Raw genomic sequence first — 23,185 nt, forward strand, 5'->3', positions numbered from 1 at the left:
TTCTTTTTGGTGTATAATAGTGTTGCATCTCAGAGTCTTTCTAATTGTTGTTGTGGTGATTACAATTATATCTCTCTGAGATGTTTTTTAATACCCTTGACTGGCTAACTTCATTTTAGAACTTTCGTTTCTATTCTTAAAAGCGGTATACTAAAGAAAAAAGGTCTGTTTGCTGATTGGACATTTTCCATCATCCTCTAACCAGATTTCATTTCCCTAACAGCAAGCCAACGGACTGTTTTTTTGCCATTTTATCCATGACAAACGATTTCTATAAGAAAAAATGAGGGTATCGTCATGAAAAAAGAACTATTTTACTATTGGGAACATTTCTGCCTCCTAAACGCCTTGTTATGTGGAGCTCTTGCCCTAACCATGCTCATCTTTCCACATATACAGCCGACCTTGCATTTCTCACCTTTCGTTAATTTCTTCACTTTTCCGCTAGTTGTCAACCACAAAATGAAAACCAAGTTCCGCTATCGTTTCTTAATCGCTACCAGCATTATGCTCATTTTGGAGCCAATTTGGAACACAATCTCAGCAGAACCCATTCATCCAACCCCCGTCTTCTACTTCCTAGCCAGTCTCGTATTAGGCTGCCTTGCTCTGGGGAATTATCTTTATCTGAAACGGAGCTGGAAAAAACATCACTTTGAGTCAAAATAGGACGATAATTTCTATAAAAAAACGCATAAAATCAAATTCTCCAAGACACTGATTTTATGCGTTTTTACTATTTGAAGATGTTTTTACCAAATCATCACACGGTCTTCTGGTTTGCGCCACATGCCGTCTTTTTCGGTGACGTCAAAGGTTTCAAAGAATTCTGCAAAGTTCGGTACTTGCAGATTCACGCGCAGTTTAGCTGGTCCGTGAACGTCCACACTAGCCAGTAATTGCATATACTCTGTCCGTGCCTTCATGCGCCAGATACGACCCCAGTTGGTAAAGAATTCTTCTGCTGAGAAGTCCTCATCGCGCTTTGCTGCTTCCAGTGCTGCAGCAAGACCACCTAAGTCTGCCACGTTTTCAGAGACGGTCAATTTCCCGTTAACCTTAGCTCCGTGAGAATCCTGCCCCTCAAAAAGATCGACGACTTTTTGCGTTTTTTCCTTGAAGGCTGCATAATCTTCCTCAGTCCACCAGTTTTTCAAGCTACCATTTTCATCAAAGGAAGCCCCATTGGTATCAAAAGCATGGGAAATTTCGTGGGCAATCACTGCGCCGATTCCGCCATAGTTTTCAGAAGATGTTTGCTCCAATGAATAAAACGGTGCTTGCAAAATCGCTGCTGGAAAGACGATTTTGTTTTGCTGTGGATTATAGTAGGCATTGACCATATGGGCTGGCATCCCCCATTCACTGTCATCCACAGGCTGATTCCACTTACTCCATGAATACTTGATGGATAATTCTTTCAAGAACTGGGCATTCTCAAGGAGAGATTTATTTTCATCAATAATCTTATCATAATAGCGCTCTGGTAGCTTTTCAGGGTAGCCAATATAAGGCTTAATAACACCAAGTTTGACAATGGCTTGCTGTTTGGTTTTTTCTGTTAGCCAATTATTGGCTGCCAAGCGCTCTTTATAAACCTCAATCATGGTAGCAACCTTGTGCTCCACATCAGCTTTGGCTTCTGGTGAGAATTTTTCTCCCGCATACCATAGACCCAAAGCTTGGTCAAATGGAGCTTGTGCCAAATAAAAAGCTGCTTTTTCCTTATTTTGCGCCTCTGGTGTACCTGATAAAGCGCGCCCAAAGGCTCCTGACAAGACCCTGATGTCATCTGTTAAATAAGCCGTCACCGAACCAACTGCATTCACCAGCAAGCTAGCTTTCAAATACTCCCAATTCTCTTCGCAGTAAAAGTCCTTTGCTGCTTCCCAGAAACGAGGATTTTCAACGATAATCTGGTTCGGTACTTGTCCGATGACCTGTGTAAAGAAATTCTCCAAAGGAAGCGTTGGTATAAGGGCTGCAAACTCTGCAAAATCATACGGATGATAAAGCTTGAAATACTCTGATTTGTCTTCGTTTGAGAGAACAATTTTTGCCACACGCGCATCCAAGTCTTCAACCTTATCCAGTAAATCCGTGATTTCTTCATCTGAAAAGTCAAACTTGCGGAGCAAGTCTGTCTCAGACTGGCGCCAAAGTGCCAACAATTCTGCTTTTTGCGGATGGTCTTCGGCATAATAGGTCGTATCGGGCAAGATGGTGCCTGGCTCTCCTGCCCAGAGAACATTGGTCTTAGCATCCATAAAGTCAGGTGCAATGCCAAACGGCAACCCATTTGGTTTTCCAGCCAATTCAAATGCAGCCATCTTTTTGACAAAATCTGCAAATGACTGGAGATTTTTGTATTCTTCAATCAAGGAAAGGGCTGGTGCGATACCTGCTGCTTCTCTTTTTTCATGGTCTGCTGCTAAGCGGTGGTATTTGATAAAGTTTTGAAGAACGCTGTCTTCAGGGACTTCCTCACCTTTCAACCACTTATCTGTCGTCTCAAGCATCAAGTCCTCAATCTCATCATGTAAGTCAATAAAACCACCTGTTACTGGCTTGTCGCTCGGAATCACAGCTGTTTCGGCCCAGCTACCATTGATGGCTTCATAAAAATCATCTTGTAAACGTACCATACGCTACCTCTTTTCTTTTTTCTATCTATATGATAGCAGAAAGCCAAAAAAATTGCAGAGATTTCCTCACATTTTACCTGATTTGCTCTAAAAAAGCAGAAAATGCTTACATACCTCACTTTCTGCCTTTTGGAATTGAAAAAAATGTTATTTTTCTTAAAAATTAACTTGACTTAATTTTTAAATTAAGGTATATTAAAAAATATACGAGGTATGAATAATGATCGAAATAGAACAACTCAGTGTCCACTACCGTCAGGTATTAGCTCTGGACATGATTAACTTGCAGATTCAAGGTCCAACCATTACAGGAATATTGGGACCAAATGGGGCTGGGAAATCTACTTTATTGAAAGCCATGCTCCATATTATTGACCATGATGGAAAAACCATCTTAGACAAAAAAGACATCCGCAAACAGCGCGGCAAGATTGCCTATGTCGAGCAAAAGGCTGCGATTGACTTTACTTTTCCAATCACTGTCAAAGAATGCGTGTCACTAGGACTCTATCCGAAAATCACATTTTTTGAACGCTTGAAAGCTAAGCACTGGAAAAAGGTTGAAGCCGCTCTTGATTTAGTTGGATTAAAAGAATATGCCGACCGTCAAATTAGCGAGCTTTCCGGTGGTCAATTTCAACGTGTCCTCATCGCACGTTGCTTGGTACAAGAGGCAGATTATATTTTTCTAGACGAACCTTTTGTCGGAATTGATTCTGTCAGCGAAGAAATCATTATGTCCACGCTCAGACGATTAAAAGCAGAAGGAAAAACCATTCTAATCGTTCACCATGACTTAAATAAAGTCAAACATTATTTTGATCACGTGCTTCTTCTCAATCGTAAGCTCATTGCTTTTGGAGAGACAGAGACTACTTTTACTAAGAAGAATCTCCAAACAACCTACGGCAATCACGTGATACTAATGGAGGATGAAGCGAAATGATTCAAGAATTTATTGAGGGCTTGCATAGCTTTCACTTTCTGCAAAATGCTGTGGTGACCGCAATTGTCATTGGTATTGTCGCTGGAGCTGTTGGCTGTTTTATTATCTTACGGGGCTTGTCGCTCATGGGAGATGCGATTTCTCATGCCGTTTTACCAGGCGTTGCCCTCTCTTATATTTTAGGCATTAACTTTTTCATCGGTGCGATTGCCTTTGGTCTTCTCGCATCAGTCATAATTACGTATATCAAGGGAAATAGTATCATCAAGAGTGATACCGCTATCGGAATTACCTTCTCAGCCTTTTTGGCTTTGGGAGTGATTTTAGTCGGTGTCGCCAATAGCTCGACTGATTTATTTCATATTTTATTTGGGAATATCTTGGCCGTACAAGATGTGGATAAATGGATTACAATTGGCGTTGCCATTCTCGTGCTCCTTTTAATTTTCATCTTCTTTAAGCCACTCTTGATAACCTCCTTTGATCCCTTACTTGCAAAATCCATGGGCATGCCAGTTAATGCATACCACTATCTACTCATGATTTTGCTGACCTTGGTTTCGGTCACAGCCATGCAAAGTGTCGGAACCATTCTCATTGTTGCCATGCTGATTACACCAGCCGCTACTGCCTATCTTTATGCAAATAGTCTTAAAACCATGATTTTCCTATCCTCCACCTTGGGAGCGCTGGCTTCTATTGTTGGACTCTTTATCGGATATAGTTTTAATATTGCCGCAGGTTCCAGTATCGTGCTGACTTCAGCCACTTTCTTTTTGATGAGCTTTCTCTTTGCCCCAAAACAGGGCATCCTGATGCGCCACATCAAAAAGTCGTCTCATTCATAAGGAGAACAAAATGAAAAAACTCTCTCTCTTAGCCCTTGCGTTCTTTGCAATCTTCGGGCTTGCAGCCTGCTCAACCAGCAGCAATAAAACAACCGAACACGGCAAATTAAAAGTTGTCGCTACCAATTCCATTATTGCCGATATGACCAAAAATATCGCAGGAGATAAAATTGATTTGCACAGTATCGTACCAGTTGGGCAAGACCCTCACGAATACGAGCCTCTGCCTGAAGATGTGAAAAAAACATCCCAAGCAGACCTTATTTTCTACAACGGTATTAACCTTGAAACTGGCGGAAATGCTTGGTTCACAAAATTAGTCGAAAATGCCAAGAAAACAGAAAACAAAGACTATTTTGCTGTTAGTGACGGCGTCGAAATTATCTACCTTGAAGGACAAGATGAAACAGGCAAGGAAGACCCACATGCTTGGCTCAACCTTGAAAACGGCATGATTTATGCGAAAAATATCGCCAAACAATTGATTGCTAAAGATCCTGACAACAAGGAAACCTACGAGAAAAATTTGGCTACTTACCTTGAAAAACTAAGTACTCTGGACAAGGAAGCCAAAGAAAAATTCAACAACATTCCTGCTGAAAAGAAAATGATTGTCACCAGTGAAGGTTGTTTCAAATACTTCTCTAAAGCCTACCAAGTCCCATCTGCTTACATTTGGGAAATCAATACAGAAGAAGAAGGCACTCCTGATCAAATCAAGAGTTTAGTAGAAAAACTACGCCAAACCAAGGTTTCTTCCCTCTTTGTTGAAAGCAGTGTCGACGATCGTCCAATGAAAACTGTCTCAAAAGACACCAATATCCCGATTTACGAAAAAATCTTCACCGACTCTATCGCTGAAGAAGGCGAAGAAGGCGACAGCTACTACGCCATGATGAAATGGAATTTGGACAAAATCGCAGAAGGCTTAGCTAAATAGTTTATTCGGTGTGATTCCAAGGGTGAGTGGTCTATCAAGGTCATACCATTATTTATTCGATCTTATTTGGCACTATTAGCCGAAACACCTCTATATCTTCTCCCCTTGGTAGTTCATCATCTCTTGGAATCACATCCTGATACTCCCTGAAAACCATTTATTAGAGTTACTCCCATACAGCACTTCTCAAATGCCTATAACGAGTTTGCTCTTCATGTATGGTTAGCACGGAGTGTCTACTTCATCAAACCCCTATTTTGCTAGAGCATACCTCCTAGTGAAATAGGAGTTTGATTTTTTACTCATTACGAGACAAGTCATAGTCCTTCCCCCTCCTCATTTTTGTTATACTAAAGAGTATATAGAAAGGATATTGAATGACCCCCAATAAAGAAGACTATTTAAAATGTATCTACGAAATTAGTATACGCACACCAAAAATTACCAATAAAGAAATCGCTGAAAAGATGCAGGTTTCACCGCCTGCTGTAACGGAAATGACCAAGCGAATGATTGAAGAACAGTTAATTCAAAAAGATAAACAAGCTGGCTACCTCCTTACTCCACGTGGCCATCAGACAATCGCGCGCCTTTACCGCAAGCACCGCCTGATTGAGGTTTTTCTCCTTGAACACCTTGGTTATAATACCCATCAACTCCACGAGGAAGCTGAAGTACTGGAACACACTGTGTCTGATTACTTTATCGATCAGCTAGATACCTTCCTAGGCTCTCCCCAGGCCTGTCCACATGGTGGCACGATTCCCCAAAAAGATCAGCTCTTAACCGAGCAATACCAACAAACTCTGGAAGAAATTACACAGCCTGGACATTATCAATTAGCGCGTATCCACGATTCTTTCCCGCTGCTTCAGTACCTAGAGCAAGTTCATTTAGCCATCAACGATACCTTCACCATACAACAAATTGATACCTTTACCCAGAGTATCGTCATTCAATGCAAAGAAAAAACGATTACGATTCCGTTTGCTATTGCAAATGAGCTATATGTCGTTGCAATAAAAGACCTGTAACCTCTGTTTGGAAAGAGGCTCCAGGTCTTTTTCATTTATGATTCGACAATCGATACCGTATTTTTCCGTGTGCGCATGGATAGATAGAGAGATAGAACACTCACAGATAAGAAAACAAGCCAACACAAGAAGATATTAAAACTTGCTAGGCTGGAAAAAACAATTGTCCCAACAGGCAAAGATAAAGTAAATAACAAACTCAATAAGTTGTTCGTACGTGCCAGCATTTCTGGTGAAGTATTCGCCAACAACAAGGAGTCTATCTTCGGATTGACCTTACCACTTAGGTAAGCCGCAAAGGCTAGGACAGTGATACCTGCAATTGCAGGAACACCTGCGACATTCAGTAGAGCCATGACTGCAAAGCTAATCGAGGTCAATACCATTATTTTAGAAATCGGTAACTTTGCAAAATAATCGTTTGGAGTTAGACTTCCTGCTATCAGACCGACTGCTAATATAAGATTAACAAGGAAAATAGCTTGCCCATAAGGTAAGGCAAATAAGCTGTCCTTTAAGAAATAAATATTATAAATAGCCGCCAAGCCTCCTCCAAGAGCGTTGATTGCTAGTACCGCAGTAAGTACAGATAAAAAGCTGCCAGACTCCCCATCTTCAAAAATCAACTTCATACTTGCCACTATGTCACGAAATTGCTCTGAGAAAGATATATCTTCTTGCACTTCAATAGGCGCATGTGTTAATTCTTTTCGACGGAGCAATAAAAGCATACCTGAGAGAAAAAATGTTCCCGCATTGATAAGAGCTACAAGGGTGTAATTGTTTCCTGTCACATCCAGCAACCAGATACCGACTGCCTGACCCAACAAATTACAGATATAACTAATCAATTGTAAAAATGAATAGGCTTCCATCAAATTATCTGATGCAATATTTTTTTGTAAAATCGGCAAGCGTAGTCCAGCAGAATAATCCGATAAGATATCTGAAACAACATTAATCAAACAAACAATGGAAAAGATAACAATGGTTGCATTTTGAAGAAGAAAAGCCATAATCGTAAACAAGATAGCTTGAATGAAAGTTGCCACCACCATCATGCGTGCTTTCTTTTTCGTCTGATCTGCTTTAATTCCTACAAATAATGTAAAAACTGTAGGTAGCACCATAATAATATTAGCAGCAGCTACTGCCCAGCTGGATTGAAACTTGTTGGCTGCATAAAGTACAAAAACAATATTATAAATATACGCTCCAAAAGTATTCAATAGCCTTGATAGAGCAAGCGTTCTAAACAACCTGTTTTTCCAAAATAATGTCATGTGTCATACTCCTATACCGTGATAATACATAAATTAATTGAGACTGCAAACGCAAATCGTATTTTGCTTTAATTGCTACATTCATCAGTTGAAGTTCAATCATCTGACGGATACGTTTCTCTTGAAATAGTTGGTATAAATCAATCAGAACATCTGTGACTCCCAACATACCATCTAGATAGGCAGAATATTGTCCAAATTCTACCAGCAAAGCTTCCATCAGTTGATAAATCAGCGATTGGTACTGAGTAGCATCAATCGTCAGTAACGCCCGAATAAAGCCTGCTGTACCTGTGTGGAGATATGGCGACGCACAAGTCTCACCATACGGAACTGCTACCCCATACTCCGTCTGAACTAAACTATTCTGAATCTTATCAATAATATATCCTGATAATTCTGCATCTATTTCACCGTAGTGCATTAACAATAAAACACCAGATAGACCATCCAAGCCAAAATTTCTTTCTCTATCTATCCATTTTTTTAGTGACCCCTGTTGAACACTGGAAGTCAAATACGGCGCCAATTGTTCTCTATTCAAATGAATAATTGGCTCTACCTTCTCCCTGATTTTGTCAAACATCGTCAAATCTAACGAAAAGACTGCGCGTGACGGTTGAACACTTATTCGACTCCAATTTTCCACAACGTTCGAAATCGTGACTTGGTCCGAAAACAGCTCCTCAATAAACCCTGAAAAATCGCTATCAATACCATATCGCAATAACAATTCCTTTGTCAAACTAGGTTTATAGGCTTCTCCACTTTTGATATGTAAACGACCTAATAAATATAACAACAAATTACCAACCTTGTGACAATCAGCCACCTTACCATCCAAATCATTCCATTCTCGCAGACTGATATCATGAAAAATCCCCACCATATTATCTTCTACATTCTGATACGAATTTTCCAAATCAATAAAGTACAGCTGATTCGTAGCTGTCACTAAAAAATTTTGGGCGTGAATATCATTCAAAACAATATTATGTTTATGAAAATATTCAACTAAAGATACTAATTTCCATCCTATCTGCAAAAACTTTTGGAACTTTTGTCGATTTTCCTCTGGCTTAGAGCTATCAAAAGAGAACATCGAATACGAGCTACTATAATCTAGCAAATTTTCACCACTAACACGTTCATAAATATAGTAATGGTTAATCCATTCCTGAACATCCTCAATAGGGTTCGGTGTGTAGGGTGAGGTTGCCAACAATAGCGAATGCTTGTATTCGTTCTCGCGCAACATTTTCTTGTCAATATCATCTAAGACAACAATATTCGGTCTAGTCTCTTTCATGACTACTTCAAGACCATCGCTTTTTCTGATGGCTGAATAAATATTCCCGCCATTCTTACGACAAATCATGTCTGTCACCGTATAATGCTCTGAGAGATAGCTTTCTTGAATGATGTTAGGTACTTGGATGTCTTCAATCCATGATGGTAAATCAAAATAACCTTTCTGATAATCTTGCCAGACTTCACCATTCGGACCTACTAGAGTGGGAATCCCTTTGACCAAATACTCTTCATTGTCCTCAAAGAAACCATAGCGATAAAAAATAACATGGGAATCTTTATAAGAACGATCACTCAAGATATAGATACCATCCATTTCTGTAGGAATCAAACCGTATAACATTTCTAGTAATTCTAGACAATGCTCCTGAGAATTAGGATAAATAGTAAAATATTTCCCCGATGACGCCGGCGTTTCACATTCAGAAAAATTAAAGAGAACATCCTCTTCTTTTTCAATATATTTAAAAGTTACGTCTGCTTGGATTAATACAGGATAGATGAGTTGAAAAAGTTCCTTGTAATTGTCTTTTGTTGCGGATAAATGAATCTTAAACCCGTGCACCACAGGGTGTGCTTTTTCTAGATTTACCATTTTAAACATCTCTATTCTCCTATCACAACATGAATAAATCCTTTGTTAAACTCTCTTTGGTTACTCTGAATATATTTTTGTGCGAACTGTTCCATGCGTTCTTCAAATTTTTGTTCCGTTTTTGATGAATTTTGGAACTCTCGCTCATCCCTATTACAGATAAATGTATACGTTTTTGATTTCATCTAACTATCTCCTTATATATGGGGCTTAACCAAGAAAATGATACCTCCTCAGCTAAACCTCATCTCGACTATCTTTTACATCTAAACGTTACCGTAATAACTCCGACTTCCGAATGCGATGGGTGGGCATTCGCTGTTGAAATAAATTGTGTCATGCTTTTCTCCTTTTTTCATTATCTTAGAGAGCTTTTTTTGCTCTTACCTTATCTATTCGCAAAAAATTATTAAAATGTGATAATTTTTTACAATCTACACTTCCAAGTGACGGTAATAAAACCTACTTCAGAATGAGATGGGTGGGCATTCGCTGTTGAAATAAATTGTGTCATGTTTTTCTCCTTTTTTCATCATCTTAGAGAGCTTTTTTGCTCTTACTTTATCTATTCGCAAAAAATTATTAAAATGTGATAATTTTTTACAATCTACACTTCCAAGTGACGGTAATAAAACCTACTTCAGAATGAGATGGGTGGGCATTCGCTGTTGAAATAAATTGTGTCATGTTTTTCTCCTTTTTTCATCATCTTAGAGAGCTTTTTTGCTCTTACTTTATCTATTCGCAAAAAATTATTAAAATGTGATAATTTTTTACAATCTACACTTCCAAGTGACGGTAATAAAACCTACTTCAGAATGAGATGGGTGGGCATTCGCTGTTGAAATAAATTGTGTCATGTTTTTCTCCTTTTTTCATCATCTTAGAGAGCTTTTTTGCTCTTACTTTATCTATTCGCAAAAAATTATTAAAATGTGATAATTTTTTACAATCTACACTTCCAAGTGACGGTAATAAAACCTACTTCAGAATGAGATGGGTGCTCGTTAGCTGTTGAAATAAATTGTGTCATGCTTTTCTCCTTTTTTCATTATCTTAGAGAGCTTTTTTTGCTCTTACCTTATCTATTCGCAAAAAATTATTAAAATGTGATAATTTTTTACAATCTACACTTCCAAGTGACGGTAATAAAACCTACTTCAGAATGAGATGGGTGCTCGTTAGCTGTTGAAATAAATTATGTCATGCTTTTCTCCTTTTTTCATTGTCTTCGAGAGCTTTTTTGCTCTTACTTTATCTATTCGTAATAAAATATTCATTATAGAAAAAGCCTGTAACCTCTGTTTGGAAAGAGGCTCCAGGTCTTTTTCTATCTTCATTTTTACTTCGTATCTAGGATAATGGTCACAGGACCATCATTGGTAAGAGAAACCTGCATATCTGCACCAAATATACCTGTCTCAACAGGAACAAAGGCACGCAAGGCCTGGTTTAGCTCCTCATAGAGGGTCTTTGCGAGGTCTGGCGTAGCAGCTCCTGTAAAGGCTGGACGGTTTCCTTTTTTCGTGTTCGCAAATAAGGTAAACTGCGAAATGGATAGGATTTGCCCGTCAATATCTTGCACAGAATGGTTCATTTTTCCTTCTTCATCAGAAAAAATGCGCATATTGACAATCTTTCTGACCGCATAGTCTACGTCTTCTTTGCAATCATCAGGTCCCACACCGACAAGTAAAAGGAGTCCTTGCTGAATCTGACCATGAACTACTCCATCAATCGTCACGGAAGCCTTACTTACTCGTTGGATGACTATTTTCATATTTTCACCTACCCATTTGTCCGTTTGACCGAATACACTTCTGGCACAGACTTAATCTTATCCACAACGCTGGTCAAGGTTGCTAGATTTGGAATACCAAAGGAGACGTGAATGGTCGCAAATTTCATGTCCTTAGTTGGCTGAGCATTGACAGAGGAAATGTTCTTACTGGAGTTGGTCAAGACCTTCAAGACATCGTTGAGAAGACCTGAGCGGTTGAGACCATAAATATCGATATTAGCTATGTATTCCTTACTGGACGGCTCATCTTCCCAAGAGACATCAATCAGGCGAACTTCATAATTGTCCTGACTTCTTAGATTCATACAATCCGCACGGTGGACTGCCACCCCGCGTCCTTTGGTAATATAGCCTGTAATTTCATCACCTGGTACCGGATTACAACACTTGGCAAGACGAATCAAGAGCCCTGAAGCCCCTTCAATGACAACACCGCCCTCATGGCGAATTTTCAAACTGTCTTTATTATCTTGTTTGACCTCGCCACCATTCACCAATTCGTCCGCAACAGCTTTTGCCTTGGCTCGTTCTGCTTCCCTGCGCTCTTTTTCTGTTAAGCGATTAAAGACAGCCATGGCAGAAATTTCTCCGAAACCAACTGCTGCAAACAGAGCCTCATCTGTCTTGTAACTTGTTTTGTGTAAGACATCATCTAGGTGTTTGCGGTCAAGGTATTGATTGGCCACATAGCCATGCTCCTGTAAGAGCGTTTGCACCATTTCACGGCCCTTAGTAATGGATAATTCCTTGTCTTGGTTTTTGAAAAACTGACGAATCTTATTGCGAGCCTTATGGGTTTTGACCAGATTGACCCAGTCACGACTAGGACCAAAGGAATTGCTACTAGTGATAATCTCGACCTGATCCCCTGTTTTTAGCTTGGTTGTCAAGGGAACCATGCGACCGTTAACCTTGGCACCTGTCGCCTTCTCTCCAATCTTGGTATGAATTTCATAGGCAAAATCAATCGGCACCGAATCTTTTGGCAATTCCCTCACCGATCCGTCTGGTGTAAAGACATAGATTCGTTCGGTGAAAATATCATCCTTGACAGAGTCCACAAAGGTCTGCGCATCGCCCGCATCTGCCTGCAATTCAATCAGATTATTGATCCATTTGAGCTCCTGCTGGCTAGCCATAGCCTTGCCCCCGCGCTTATAGGCCCAGTGGGCTGCTACCCCGTATTCCGCCACTTGGTGCATTTCTGCTGTTCGGATTTGAAATTCAATCGGTCCCTTTGGCCCATAGACTGTCGTGTGAATCGACTGGTAGCCATTTGCCTTGGGATTGGCAATATAATCCTTAAACCGCCCCGGCATCGGACGCCACAACTCGTGGATATACCCCAACATAGCGTAAACATCGCTCGGCGTTTCCATAATGCAACGTATGGCAATCAAGTCATAGAGCTGATCAAAGCGTTTCTTCTTATCATGCATTTTCCGATAAATCGAATAAATATGCTTGGGACGCCCGTAAATATGACCAAATAGATGATGTTCAGTTGCATACTCACGAATTTTATCAACCACCTCATTGACCAAAGCTTCCCGTTCCCTGCGCTTTTCTGTCATGAGATGCGTAATCTTGTAAAATTCCGTCTCATTCAGATAGCGAAAGGCCATATCTTCTAATTCCCACTTGATAGAAGAAATCCCCAAACGGTGGGCAAGCGGTGCATAGATTTCCATTGTTTCACGTGAAATGCGCTCTTGCTTGTCCTTGCGCAAATGCTTCAAAGTCCGCATATTGTGCAAACGGTCTGCCAATTTCACCAAGATGACCCGCATATCCTTGGACATGGCAATCAACATTTTCCGGTGATTTTCCGCCAACTGTTCTTCGTGCGATTTGTACTCAACCTTACCGAGCTTGGTCACACCGTCTACAATCATGCGTACATCCGGACCGAACTCTGCTTCCATTTCATCCAGCGTAATGTCCGTATCTTCGACCACATCATGCAAAAAGCCACAAGCAATCGTCACCGCATCAAGTTGCAAGCCTGCCAAAATCCCCGCCACCTGAATCGGGTGGATAATATAAGGCTCACCTGATTTACGAAATTGCTGACTATGCGCTTCAACGGCATAATCCAGCGCCTTGCGAACAAAGGCCACATCCTCTTCCGGCATATACTGAGCCGTCAGAGCAATGACATCTTCTCCTGTTAGATTGATTTCTTTCATATTCTCTTCCTTTTCCTGCCGTTTATTGTTCCTATTTTACCATTTTAGCTAAAAAAGAAAAAGGCTCAAACCCTATCTTTATGCTATAATAAATAAAAATGCTCTAGAGGAGAAAGCCATGAGCCAACCAATTATTGTAACAAGTAAGAAAAGCCGCTATGTTTCAGTGAGTGTTCTTTCCTTTGTGATGCTGTTGCTGTCAATCTTTTGCATCTTTGCTTATTCCAGTGAGCTACACCTTCCAGTTTTGTCCTTGGTATTCATTGTTTTTGGTCTGATTGGAGTTGTTTTGTTCGGTGGCGCTTTTATGTTTTATGCAAAACGTATCTTTGCTAAGCAGCTCCCTCCCATTCTCATCGTTGATGATGAGGGCATAACAGACAAGTCTTCTGCCATTGCAATCGGACTTATTCCTTGGGAAGACATCACTTCTATCCATCTCCAATCACACCTCAATCAGACCTATATCTCTATTACCCTAACAGACAACGATAAGTATTTGGCTAAGATGAATGTTTTTCAAAAATATAGTTCCAAGGCAAACCTCAAAATGGGCTTTCCTTTGGTCAATATCGTTTTGGCGACTAGCAATCAGACCCCTCAACAGGTTTATGATGCCATCCTCCAGCAGTATGGGAGCCACTTTATTCAATAAAAAACTTGCAGACGCAAGTTTTTTATTGTTGCATTTCTAAAGCAAAACTCACTGCTGATAGACCATAGAGCGGGGCGGTCTCTGCTCGCATAATTCGTGGACCAAGACCGACCTTGCGGCCACCTTTTGCCTCAAATTGTGCGACCTCATCAGACGACAATCCACCTTCAGGACCAAAGATAAAGAGAATTTTTTCGCCACCAGAAAGGCTAGAAAGAACTTCCACCAAGGTCGCCCGCTCCCCTTTCTTAGCTGATTCTTCATAGGCAATTAAAATGCGGTCAAACGAGTCCAGAGTCACAAGGAAATCCTGTTTGCTGGGAAACAACTTGACTTCTGGGACTTTATTGCGCTTGCTTTGCTCGGCTGCTCCTAGGACAATTTTCTGCAACTTTTCAACCTTTTTGACAATTTTCTTGCCATCCCATTTGACCACAGACCAATCTGCTGGAAAGGCCCAGAGCTGACTTGCACCTAACTCTGTCGTTTTTTGAGCGAGAAATTCCAATTTATCCCCCTTAGGAAAGCCACAAGCAATCGTCACATTGACTGGTAATTCCACTTGGTCAGGCAAGTCCTCAAGAAGTTCAAATCGGTATTCTGCTTCATTGACTACGCGCGCCAAGCGCTTGACTCCATCGTCAAAGACCAAGACCACTTGATCATCCTTTGCCAAGCGCATGACTTGAAACATATGCTTGATTGTGTCCTTGTCCTCAATGGTCACAGGTGAAATTGCCTCACCCTTTACAAAATACTGCTGCATCTAGCCCCCTATGACACCTGAGATGTCCTGCGTTTTTTTCAAAACAAGAGCATTCCATTCCCCTTGAATCATCTGGGTTTCAAGGAAGAAACCTGCACGATAAGCTGCTTCTAAGACCATATCCAACTTATCCGCAATTATGCCACTCATAATCAGATAGCCCTCATCTTTGAGCAAGCGATAAGCATCATCTGTCACATGCACCAGAATATCTGCCAAGATATTTGCTACAATGACATCAGCCTCAAGATCCACGCCACGGAGTAAATCACCTGTTTGTACCGTGATATTTTCTGTATTAGCATTCAAAGCAATATTTTCCTGCGCAACCCGTACCGCAACCTTATCCAGATCATAGGCATGGATTTCACTTGCACCTAAAAGAGAACTGGCAATCGAAAGCACTCCGCTTCCTGTTCCAACGTCAAGGACACGCTCACCACCTCGCAAGACTTGCTCAAGGGCAAATAAGCTCATCTTGGTCGTCGGATGCGTTCCAGTCCCAAAGGCCATACCAGGATCTAAACGAATGACCTTCTCCCCAGCTGTCGCCTCATATTCGGTCCAAGAGGGCACAATTGTCAAACCATGGGTAATCCGTGCTGGCTCATAATATTTCTTCCAGTTGTCCGCCCAATCTTCTTCTTCCAGCTCCTGATCTTCGAAGCGAACGCTAGTTGGATCGACAAAATCGCTGACTTCAGATAACCGTTCGAGCAGAAGCGCTTTAATCTCGCTGATTGCTATATTTTCTGGGTAATAAGCACTAATGGTAATCCAATCTGACTGCTCCTGTTCAGGTACAATCTCCCCAAACAAGTCCTCCTTGTCCAGATAATCTGCTGTGTCTTCAATCGCAACCCCTTGCGCTCCCAACTCAATTAAGAGATTGGACACAATCTCCTCACCTTCTCGCTCAAGCTCTACCCGTAATTCCTGCCACATAGTCTCTCCTTTACTTACTGATTTCTTGTTCCTCGAGTTCTTTCAAGCTCATACCCGCTTGATTTTTCCATTCTGTTCGTCCGTTCGCACTCATGCCAAGCACAAACATAGCCGCTGTTGAAGCACTATTGAAGAGTTGATTTTGTTGCAAAATACCATCTTGAATCAAGTTCTTTTTCACCAACTCCTCTCTTAGTTCCTTCACAGATTCGGAAAGATGCGGAGCGTCAATCAGATCCACCGTACTATCTTTTAAGACGACAAATCCTTCCGCAGTCCGCTTGCAGGTCGCTTGAATTTCTTGTTTGGATTTCTTTGTCTTTCGTTTCAAATGAAGCAGTTGCTCATCTTCCTGCTGTTTTTCGGAAAAGACTGACTCTTTCCGAATAATCGGCACAAATAGCTTGTAGCCTAATGTTCCAATAATCATGGTCGCATATTCAATAATCTCATCTAACTCTGCTTGCTTCTCTTCTGTCACATGACCCGGATTAGGCTCATTACCATTTTTAACAACAAATCGCCCAGCTTCCTTGGCAAGATTGGTAAAGGAATTTTCCAAATAACTAATTTCAGTTGGACCAAATGAATTGTTTTGCGTTGTCAAAATAATGACATCATTGAAATAATCTGCATGAGAGTCTCTGGTATGCTCCTGCACACGCAATAGGACACCCTCCCCATTTTTCCGAGTGGTCGCTTGGCCGATATACGTAATATCTTGTTGGGTCTCATCGTCCTTGCCAAACAAAAAATAAATTCCACTTTGTTTCAATTCATCCCGTTCTTTGAGAGTTGCAAGTTGAATGCGAGGAATTTTATATAGGACTCCTGTCCAATTGGACAAGGTACACTTCATTCGCCCTGTAACATCTCCATCCATTAGAAAAATATTGATATTTTTACTACGAATAACCATCTCTAATACCTCGGATAGGGGTAAAAATCCCTTTCTTCTAAAGCTGCTCTGCCATTTTCAAACGCTTCTTTATCCCAGAAAATCGCAAATTCTTCTGCTTCCTCATCAGCCAAAAAGTCCATTAAATCATCCAGTCCTTTTTCTGCCGTTTCTGCCAAAAATGCGACAAAATAAGCCAAAAACTCACTGGATAACCCTTTTTTCTGTTCATAAGGAATCGTCGCCAAGTAATCCTCTTCCTTGACAGTTGATTTTAAAGGATTATAAAATAAGACTGCCTCTTCAAAGAAAATATCTTCTGTTGTCCGATTTCCCTCATCATCTACAGTTTCAATGCCCGCCTTATTTTCCACTTCCAATAGAAAAGAGACCTCTACCGCATGATTTTTCTTGTCCCAATTGATTTCAAAATCATAAGGAAAATCTTTCTCCATTTTCTGATCCAACACATCTAAAAATCCGTATTTACTCATCTTGCCTCACTTTGCTGTATTTATGATAGAATATATAGATAAGTGTAACACAAAACCAGCTAAAAAGATAGAACTGAAAGGGACCACATGATTGACAACCTCGCTCTTAAAATGCGTCCTAAAACCATTGACCAGATTATTGGCCAAAGCCACCTAGTGGGAGAAGGAAAAATTATCCGCCGTATGGTCGAGGCCAAACGCCTGTCCTCCATGATTCTCTACGGTCCACCAGGGATTGGAAAGACCAGTATTGCTAGCGCCATTGCAGGAACCTCCAAGTATGCCTTTCGAACCTTTAACGCCACTGTGGACACCAAAAAACGCCTGCAGGAAATTGCTGAAGAAGCCAAATTTTCTGGCGGTTTGATTCTGTTACTCGATGAGATTCATCGCTTGGACAAGACCAAGCAAGATTTTCTGTTGCCTTTGCTGGAAAATGGCAACCTCATCATGATTGGTGCCACTACAGAAAATCCATTCTTCTCCGTGACACCAGCCATTCGCAGTCGTGTTCAGATTTTTGAACTAGAACCACTTTCCAACGACGACATTAAAACAGCTATTCAAATTGCCATTACTGATACTGAGCGTGGCTTTGATTTCTCTGTTAGCCTAGACGATGATGCGCTTGATTTCCTTGCAACTAGCACCAATGGGGACTTGCGTTCTGCCTTTAACTCCTTGGAATTAGCCGTCCTATCCACACCAGAAAACGATGACGGTATCCGCCATATCACGCTTGACACCATGGAAAATAGCCTGCAAAAAAGCTATATCACAATGGATAAGAACGGTGACGGCCACTACGATGTCCTCTCAGCTCTTCAAAAATCCATTCGAGGGAGTGATGTCAATGCTAGTCTTCACTATGCTGCTCGTCTGATTGAAGCAGGTGATTTACCAAGCCTTGCAAGGCGGCTCATGGTGATTGCCTATGAAGACATCGGACTTGCCAATCCTGAAGCCCAAATCCACACGGTCACAGCCCTTGAAGCCGCTCAAAAAATTGGTTTTCCAGAAGCCCGCATTCCTATCGCCAATATCGTGATTGATCTTGCGCTCTCTCCCAAGTCGAATTCCGCCTATCTGGCTATGAATCAGGCATTAGCTGACCTCAAGAAAAACGGACATCTGCCCATTCCAAGGCATCTGCGCGATGGGCATTATAAGGGAAGTAAGGAACTAGGTAATGCCCAAAACTATCTCTATCCCCACAATTTCCCTGAAAAATGGGTAGACCAGCAATATTTACCAGACAATTTACGCGATAAACAGTATTTTTCAGCTAATGATACCGGAAAATACGAGCGAGCGCTCAAACTAACTCAGGAAAAAATTCAAGCATTAAAAAATCAAAAATGTAAAAAAACGTGAGAGAATAAGCCAAATACATCTTTTTTATGACAACGCTTCCTTTTTTGCAATTTTTCTCTTGATTTTTTTCAAAAATATGGTAAGATAAATACATAGATAAGAACTGCTGTGGTATACGAATTCATACCTATGTGTTGACCGACTATTTTTGTATTACTAGGGAAACAAGAGTTTTCTAACAGTATGCAGGCCGTCTCACACGGAAGCGACTGAAGTTAGAAACGAGTTACCCACCTGCTACTTACTGTGCGGGATCAATACAATTCATGAATCACCGGTACCAATACAGCGTTTTTCTTTTCCTTCCTTAGCTCAGCTGGCAGAGCAGCGGACTCTTAATCCGTGGGTCGTAGGTTCGATCCCTACAGGGAGGATGTTCGCATATCTACGAAAGCCTTGTACTGCAAGGCTTTTTTGGTCATGATGTCAGATATTAACAGTCTACCAGACTGGTTAAACTATAACATATAGCAGTTTTGCTACTTTTTCCTAGCCTTATCGGGTTGCAATTGGTCTTTCTTGGTGTTACAATGGTATTACCAAGAAGGAGGAGTAGAAAAATGACAACGATTACCTTAAAAGTATTAGAAGCAGATAAAACGTTCATGCAGGCGATGGCTAAGTTTGAGGGGGTGTCTCTTTCTGAACTGATTCGCACCAAAACTTTGGAATCGTTAGAAGATGAGTACGATGCACGAGTGGCGGATTTGTCTTTGGCCGAATACGAGGAGTATTTGGCTCAGGGTGGGAAGGGCCTTAGTTGGGATGACTTATAAATTAGTACCGACACCAAAATTTGTCAATCAGTTAAAAAAGCTAGATTCTTTCACAGTAGGCAGGATAAAGGCTTACTTGGAGGGAGTGGTAGAGGAGCCTCGCGCTAAGGGGAAAGGGCTAAAAGCTAATCGGTCTGGTCAGTGGCGCTACCGCATTGGTGACTATCGGGCTATTGTGAATATCAAAGATGATGTGCTGGTTATTTTAGCTCTTGAGGTGGGGCATCGGAGAGACACTTATTAAGCATGCGAGAAATCGGGTGCTTTTTGCTTTATTAACCTTGAAAGAGAGATTATCCTATGAAAAATGAGACTCAATCAGATTCATAAATTGCTACAGCATGAACTGTTAGCCTCCTCTCCACCAAAATGAAATACACTATAAAGTATATACAGATAGGGAAAGAAGTATAGTATGTCAAATCATTCAGTAACCCTTTTGGGTAGTATCGCAATCCCATTTCTTACGCTCCTTTGGACCATAAGCTGGACTATTTTCAAGATAAACGGAATAAATATAAAAACTTTATTGATAGGAAAGACGAGGAATACTACACAAAATCTCGCTACCATTTTACGAAATAATCGAATTAAATTTATATCAAAGGATCACAATTAAAAATAAGAATCAATATTTTACTAACATCAAATATTTTATAAAGTATATCCGAAAAAATAATCTATTTTTTATTTAGGGAGCAACTTTACAAGTGTAGTACTAACTATCGAAAAGGATTTTTTATCATCTGAGGGCCGTAATACTGTGTTAGATCTGGTAAAATTAAACAAAGTCTATAATGAATTTGCCTATTATTATTTTCATTTATCGTTTAAAGTCAGGCATTGAAAACAACCAATATCGCTATAAGAAAGTCTTTAAAATGCTTAGTAGCAGTGATATAGTTGATTATTATACTAATCCACCGAAAGTCTTTGTAGTTTATATTTTCTTTGGAGTAATATTACTCAGAATCCTTTTCAGCTCCAGTCCCACCACCGATACCTTGCGCTTAACCTCCGTAGTATACAGCCTATTATTTATTGTCATATACTACGGTTCTATTATTTACATAGGTATCAAACCTCAAATAGAAAAATTAAAAAACTATCTCAAAAAAAGTAAAATCCAATGGAGATGATTCATTTAATTTGAACCAAAAGCATACAGCGTAAACAGAACTGAGAATACTTAGCTTGTCTTATCGGATATTCTCCTGTCTTTCTTGCTTATGTGAATATCTTAGGCTAAAATTTTGCTGCTTACAACAACACCAGACTGGGCATTTCCAATCTGGTGTTTTTCCGCTATACTTCTGTAAACTCTGCTTCAACTACTGCAAGTACCCGTTCGATGACCAAGTGCATGTCATAATACTTATAATCCGCCAGACGGCCACAGAATATGACCCTATCTTGAATAGCTTCTGCCTCTTTTGCATACTTGGCAAAAATAGCATTGTTTTCCGCATCATTGATCGGATAATAGGGTTCATCACCTTTTTGCCAATCGGCTGGATATTCTTTGGTAATAACAGTTTTTTCCTGCTTTCCGAATTCAAAGTGCTTATGTTCAATAATCCGTGTATAAGGGACTTTTCGCTCGGTATAATTGACCACAGCATTTCCTTGGAAATTGTCCACATCCAACACCTCGTGTTCAAAGCGTAATCCGCGGTAGTCCAACTCCCCATGCTTGTAATCAAAATACTGGTCAATCATCCCTGTAAAGACCACTTTTTTAGCCTGCGCTTCTAGGGCTTCTCTCTGTTCAAAGAAATCTACCCCAAGCTCAACCTCAATCCCCTCTAGCATCTTCTCGATGATGACATTATAGCCACCCTCTGGAATCCCCTGGTAACGGTCATTGAAGTAATTGTTGTCAAACGTAAAACGAACTGGTAAGCGTTTGATGATAAAGGCTGGCAACTCTGTCGCAGAACGTCCCCACTGCTTTTCCGTATAGCCTTTAATTAAGATTTCATAGACATCTTTTCCAATCAATTTCAAGGCTTGCTCTTCCAAGTTTTTGGGCTCTATATCTTGCAAATGCTGGGTCTGTTCTGCTATTTTATCCCTAACTTCCTGCGGGGTCTTCGTGCCCCACATGGCGTAAAAGGTATTCATATTAAAGGGCAGATTATACAATTTTCCTTGATAATTCGCAACAGGCGAGTTGATATAGTGATTAAAATATGCAAATTGATTGACATACTCCCAAATACGTTTGTTCGACGTATGGAAAATATGGGCCCCATATTTATGGACATGAATCCCCTCGATCGACTCGCAATAGATGTTGCCTCCGATGTGGTCTCGTTTGTCAATCACCTTAACGGTCTTACCACGTTTGGTTGCTTCGTAGGCAAATACAGCACCTGATAAACCAGCCCCAACAATAATATAATCGTACATATTCTGACTCTCTTCCCTAAAATAACCCTACCATTATATCACAATTATGAAGAAAATTGGACCTATTTTTCCTCGCGCACCACCTGTTCATAGTGGCTGGCGTCATCTTGCAACTTCTCCCAGATCACTACTTGCTGCTCTCTTAGGGATTTTTGAACATCAATAATCCGTTGATTGGATGACCCACGAAATTGCAACATGAGATTACGTTTGGTGCGATCGTACCGACCGTCCACTAGAATATCAATATGGTGCAGTAATTCTAGCTTATCTGGCGTCTCCAACATCATTTCTTCCCAGGTATAGCCTGTCCAAGACCAAATATCCTTGTCAGGTAGCTCTTTGCGAATCCGCTTCACCAAGGGAAGAAGAATCCCCGTATTGAGAAATGGCTCACCACCTAGCAAAGTCAAGCCTTGTACGTAGGGCTGGGCAAGATCTTGCATGATTTGCTCCTCCAGCTCCTGAGTATAGGGAATTCCTGCCTTAAAAGACCAGGTTGCCACATTATAACAGCCCTCGCAATGAAACATGCAGCCAGCGACATAGAGAGAATTGCGCACCCCTTCTCCGTCCACAAAATTAAAAGCCTTGTAGTCAATAATCCGCCCCTGGCTCAATTCTTCACTTTTCCACTCTTGTGGTTTGGGATTGTTCATAACTCCTCCAACTCAATCCAATACCGCTCCGTCTCGCCAATCTTATTTTCCAGCTGGCCACCTTGTGAAAGAATGGTACGACGGCTCGCTTCATTGTCCACATGACAGGTCAAAAGTACACGGGAAATAGCCTTGGCTCTCGCTTCTATCAAGCCCAAGCGTAGCTGCTCCTTAGCATAGCCTTTCCCACGTTCGCTAGGACGAATGCAGTAGCCAATATGGCCACCATGTTGCAGGAGTTTGTCGTTTAGCCGTAAGCGAAGGTTTAAAAAGCCTAGTGCTTGACCATGCTCATCAAAGGAAACATACTGGACAAACGGCACAAATCCTTCTGGAATTCCGAGTCCCATTTCCGCATTAGCATTGACTTCTAACCACTCTTCATAGACAAAATTCTCCCCACCAAAAAAGCCATCCGTAGGACTCTGACTATGACGAAACTCCTCAATCATTTCTAAAATCGTTGTTTTATCTGCTAGAGTCGGCCGTCTTAATTCCATCGCTCTCCTCCTTATAATACAAGAAGGACCTCAGCCCTTCCTTGTTATTATAGTGAATGGAATAAAGGTTAGGACATCGTTAAGTCGCTTTGATGAACTTCAGTTCTATCTGCA

At 40.8% G+C, this 23,185-nt stretch carries 22 protein-coding genes, 1 tRNA gene and 1 other RNA gene; 11 read left to right on the forward strand and 13 right to left on the reverse strand.

The annotated features are described in order from the left end of the window. Positions 1 to 297: 297 nt before the first annotated feature. The gene (locus tag ABPH35_RS05000) at positions 298 to 669 is read left to right on the forward strand and encodes a hypothetical protein (protein ID WP_349988614.1); all 372 of its coding nucleotides are present in this window, start codon (positions 298 to 300) and stop codon (positions 667 to 669) included. 83 nt (positions 670 to 752) lie between these two features. Here the strand turns inward: ABPH35_RS05000 and ABPH35_RS05005 are convergent, their stop codons facing one another. Then, positions 753 to 2,645, reverse strand: a complete 1,893-nt coding sequence (locus ABPH35_RS05005) for a M13-type metalloendopeptidase (RefSeq protein ID WP_368849635.1) — start codon at positions 2,643 to 2,645, stop codon at positions 753 to 755. 220 nt (positions 2,646 to 2,865) lie between these two features. Here ABPH35_RS05005 and ABPH35_RS05010 point away from each other — a divergent pair, with 220 nt between their 5' ends. From ABPH35_RS05010 to ABPH35_RS05025, 4 genes are all read left to right on the forward strand, one after another. After that, entirely contained in the window at positions 2,866 to 3,591 is a 726-nt protein-coding gene (locus tag ABPH35_RS05010; protein ID WP_349988616.1) for a metal ABC transporter ATP-binding protein, read from the forward strand. Beyond that, on the forward strand, positions 3,588 to 4,439 hold the full coding sequence (locus ABPH35_RS05015; protein WP_349988617.1) for a metal ABC transporter permease: 852 nt from the start codon (positions 3,588 to 3,590) through the stop codon (positions 4,437 to 4,439). Before ABPH35_RS05010 ends, ABPH35_RS05015 begins: the two co-directional genes overlap by 4 nt. Before the next feature lie 10 nt (positions 4,440 to 4,449). Then, a complete protein-coding gene (locus tag ABPH35_RS05020) occupies positions 4,450 to 5,379 on the forward strand; it encodes a metal ABC transporter substrate-binding protein (RefSeq protein ID WP_349988618.1) in 930 nt (309 codons plus the stop codon). 377 nt (positions 5,380 to 5,756) lie between these two features. After that, complete coding sequence (locus ABPH35_RS05025) at positions 5,757 to 6,413, forward strand: metal-dependent transcriptional regulator (protein ID WP_349988619.1); 657 nt, start codon at positions 5,757 to 5,759, stop codon at positions 6,411 to 6,413. Between the two features lie 35 nt (positions 6,414 to 6,448). Here the strand turns inward: ABPH35_RS05025 and ABPH35_RS05030 are convergent, their stop codons facing one another. From ABPH35_RS05030 to ABPH35_RS05050, 5 genes are all read right to left on the reverse strand, one after another. Beyond that, on the reverse strand, positions 6,449 to 7,696 hold the full coding sequence (locus tag ABPH35_RS05030; RefSeq protein WP_349988620.1) for an MFS transporter: 1,248 nt from the start codon (positions 7,694 to 7,696) through the stop codon (positions 6,449 to 6,451). Then, on the reverse strand, positions 7,665 to 9,611 hold the full coding sequence (locus tag ABPH35_RS05035; protein WP_349988621.1) for a class III lanthionine synthetase LanKC N-terminal domain-containing protein: 1,947 nt from the start codon (positions 9,609 to 9,611) through the stop codon (positions 7,665 to 7,667). Before ABPH35_RS05035 ends, ABPH35_RS05030 begins: the two co-directional genes overlap by 32 nt. A gap of 2 nt (positions 9,612 to 9,613) precedes the next feature. Continuing rightward, entirely contained in the window at positions 9,614 to 9,787 is a 174-nt protein-coding gene (locus ABPH35_RS05040) for a hypothetical protein (RefSeq protein ID WP_349988622.1), read from the reverse strand. Between the two features lie 1,157 nt (positions 9,788 to 10,944). After that, complete coding sequence (dtd, locus tag ABPH35_RS05045; protein ID WP_349988623.1) at positions 10,945 to 11,382, reverse strand: D-aminoacyl-tRNA deacylase; 438 nt, start codon at positions 11,380 to 11,382, stop codon at positions 10,945 to 10,947. Positions 11,383 to 11,390: 8 nt separating this feature from the next. After that, positions 11,391 to 13,592 (reverse strand): RelA/SpoT family protein, encoded by a 2,202-nt coding sequence (locus ABPH35_RS05050; RefSeq protein ID WP_349988624.1) that lies wholly within the window; start codon positions 13,590 to 13,592, stop codon positions 11,391 to 11,393. A gap of 118 nt (positions 13,593 to 13,710) precedes the next feature. Here ABPH35_RS05050 and ABPH35_RS05055 point away from each other — a divergent pair, with 118 nt between their 5' ends. Further along, positions 13,711 to 14,247, forward strand: a complete 537-nt coding sequence (locus tag ABPH35_RS05055; RefSeq protein WP_349988625.1) for an STM3941 family protein — start codon at positions 13,711 to 13,713, stop codon at positions 14,245 to 14,247. Positions 14,248 to 14,269: 22 nt separating this feature from the next. Here the strand turns inward: ABPH35_RS05055 and ABPH35_RS05060 are convergent, their stop codons facing one another. The 4 genes from ABPH35_RS05060 to ABPH35_RS05075 are packed head-to-tail and all read right to left on the reverse strand — an operon-like array spanning position 14,270 to position 17,350. After that, positions 14,270 to 15,013 carry a 16S rRNA (uracil(1498)-N(3))-methyltransferase gene (locus ABPH35_RS05060; protein WP_349988626.1) on the reverse strand — a complete coding sequence of 248 codons (744 nt, stop codon included), beginning with the start codon at positions 15,011 to 15,013 and terminating at the stop codon, positions 14,270 to 14,272. Then, positions 15,014 to 15,958 carry a 50S ribosomal protein L11 methyltransferase gene (gene prmA / locus ABPH35_RS05065; protein WP_349988627.1) on the reverse strand — a complete coding sequence of 315 codons (945 nt, stop codon included), beginning with the start codon at positions 15,956 to 15,958 and terminating at the stop codon, positions 15,014 to 15,016. A gap of 10 nt (positions 15,959 to 15,968) precedes the next feature. Continuing rightward, a complete protein-coding gene (locus tag ABPH35_RS05070) occupies positions 15,969 to 16,877 on the reverse strand; it encodes a GIY-YIG nuclease family protein (protein ID WP_349988628.1) in 909 nt (302 codons plus the stop codon). 2 nt (positions 16,878 to 16,879) lie between these two features. Further along, positions 16,880 to 17,350, reverse strand: coding sequence for a DUF3013 family protein (locus ABPH35_RS05075; RefSeq protein WP_349988629.1), 471 nt, complete (start codon positions 17,348 to 17,350; stop codon positions 16,880 to 16,882). An 87-nt stretch (positions 17,351 to 17,437) separates the two neighbouring features. Between ABPH35_RS05075 and ABPH35_RS05080 the strand changes: the two genes are divergently transcribed. The 5 genes from ABPH35_RS05080 (at position 17,438) to ABPH35_RS05100 (ending at position 19,744) form a co-directional block, all read left to right on the forward strand. Then, positions 17,438 to 18,724 (forward strand): replication-associated recombination protein A, encoded by a 1,287-nt coding sequence (locus ABPH35_RS05080; protein WP_349988630.1) that lies wholly within the window; start codon positions 17,438 to 17,440, stop codon positions 18,722 to 18,724. A 100-nt stretch (positions 18,725 to 18,824) separates the two neighbouring features. Then, positions 18,825 to 19,020, forward strand: a non-coding RNA gene (ssrS, locus tag ABPH35_RS05085) — 6S RNA. A gap of 5 nt (positions 19,021 to 19,025) precedes the next feature. Then, positions 19,026 to 19,098, forward strand: a tRNA-Lys gene (locus ABPH35_RS05090). Between the two features lie 186 nt (positions 19,099 to 19,284). Beyond that, complete coding sequence (gene relB, locus ABPH35_RS05095; RefSeq protein WP_349988631.1) at positions 19,285 to 19,500, forward strand: type II toxin-antitoxin system RelB family antitoxin; 216 nt, start codon at positions 19,285 to 19,287, stop codon at positions 19,498 to 19,500. After that, positions 19,490 to 19,744, forward strand: coding sequence for a type II toxin-antitoxin system RelE family toxin (locus ABPH35_RS05100; RefSeq protein ID WP_349988632.1), 255 nt, complete (start codon positions 19,490 to 19,492; stop codon positions 19,742 to 19,744). Before relB ends, ABPH35_RS05100 begins: the two co-directional genes overlap by 11 nt. Before the next feature lie 1,061 nt (positions 19,745 to 20,805). On the opposite strand, the gene glf is transcribed toward ABPH35_RS05100, so the two are convergent. From glf to ABPH35_RS05115, 3 genes are all read right to left on the reverse strand, one after another. Then, entirely contained in the window at positions 20,806 to 21,912 is a 1,107-nt protein-coding gene (gene glf / locus ABPH35_RS05105) for a UDP-galactopyranose mutase (RefSeq protein ID WP_349988633.1), read from the reverse strand. Positions 21,913 to 21,974: 62 nt separating this feature from the next. Further along, the gene (gene nrdG / locus ABPH35_RS05110) at positions 21,975 to 22,571 is read right to left on the reverse strand and encodes an anaerobic ribonucleoside-triphosphate reductase activating protein (protein WP_349988634.1); all 597 of its coding nucleotides are present in this window, start codon (positions 22,569 to 22,571) and stop codon (positions 21,975 to 21,977) included. Continuing rightward, entirely contained in the window at positions 22,568 to 23,071 is a 504-nt protein-coding gene (locus tag ABPH35_RS05115) for a GNAT family N-acetyltransferase (RefSeq protein ID WP_349988635.1), read from the reverse strand. The genes nrdG and ABPH35_RS05115 overlap by 4 nt, the downstream gene beginning before the upstream one ends. Positions 23,072 to 23,185: the final 114 nt, after the last annotated feature.

The sequence above is a fragment of the Streptococcus handemini genome, assembly GCF_040984445.1.
Lineage (GTDB): Bacteria > Bacillota > Bacilli > Lactobacillales > Streptococcaceae > Streptococcus > Streptococcus handemini.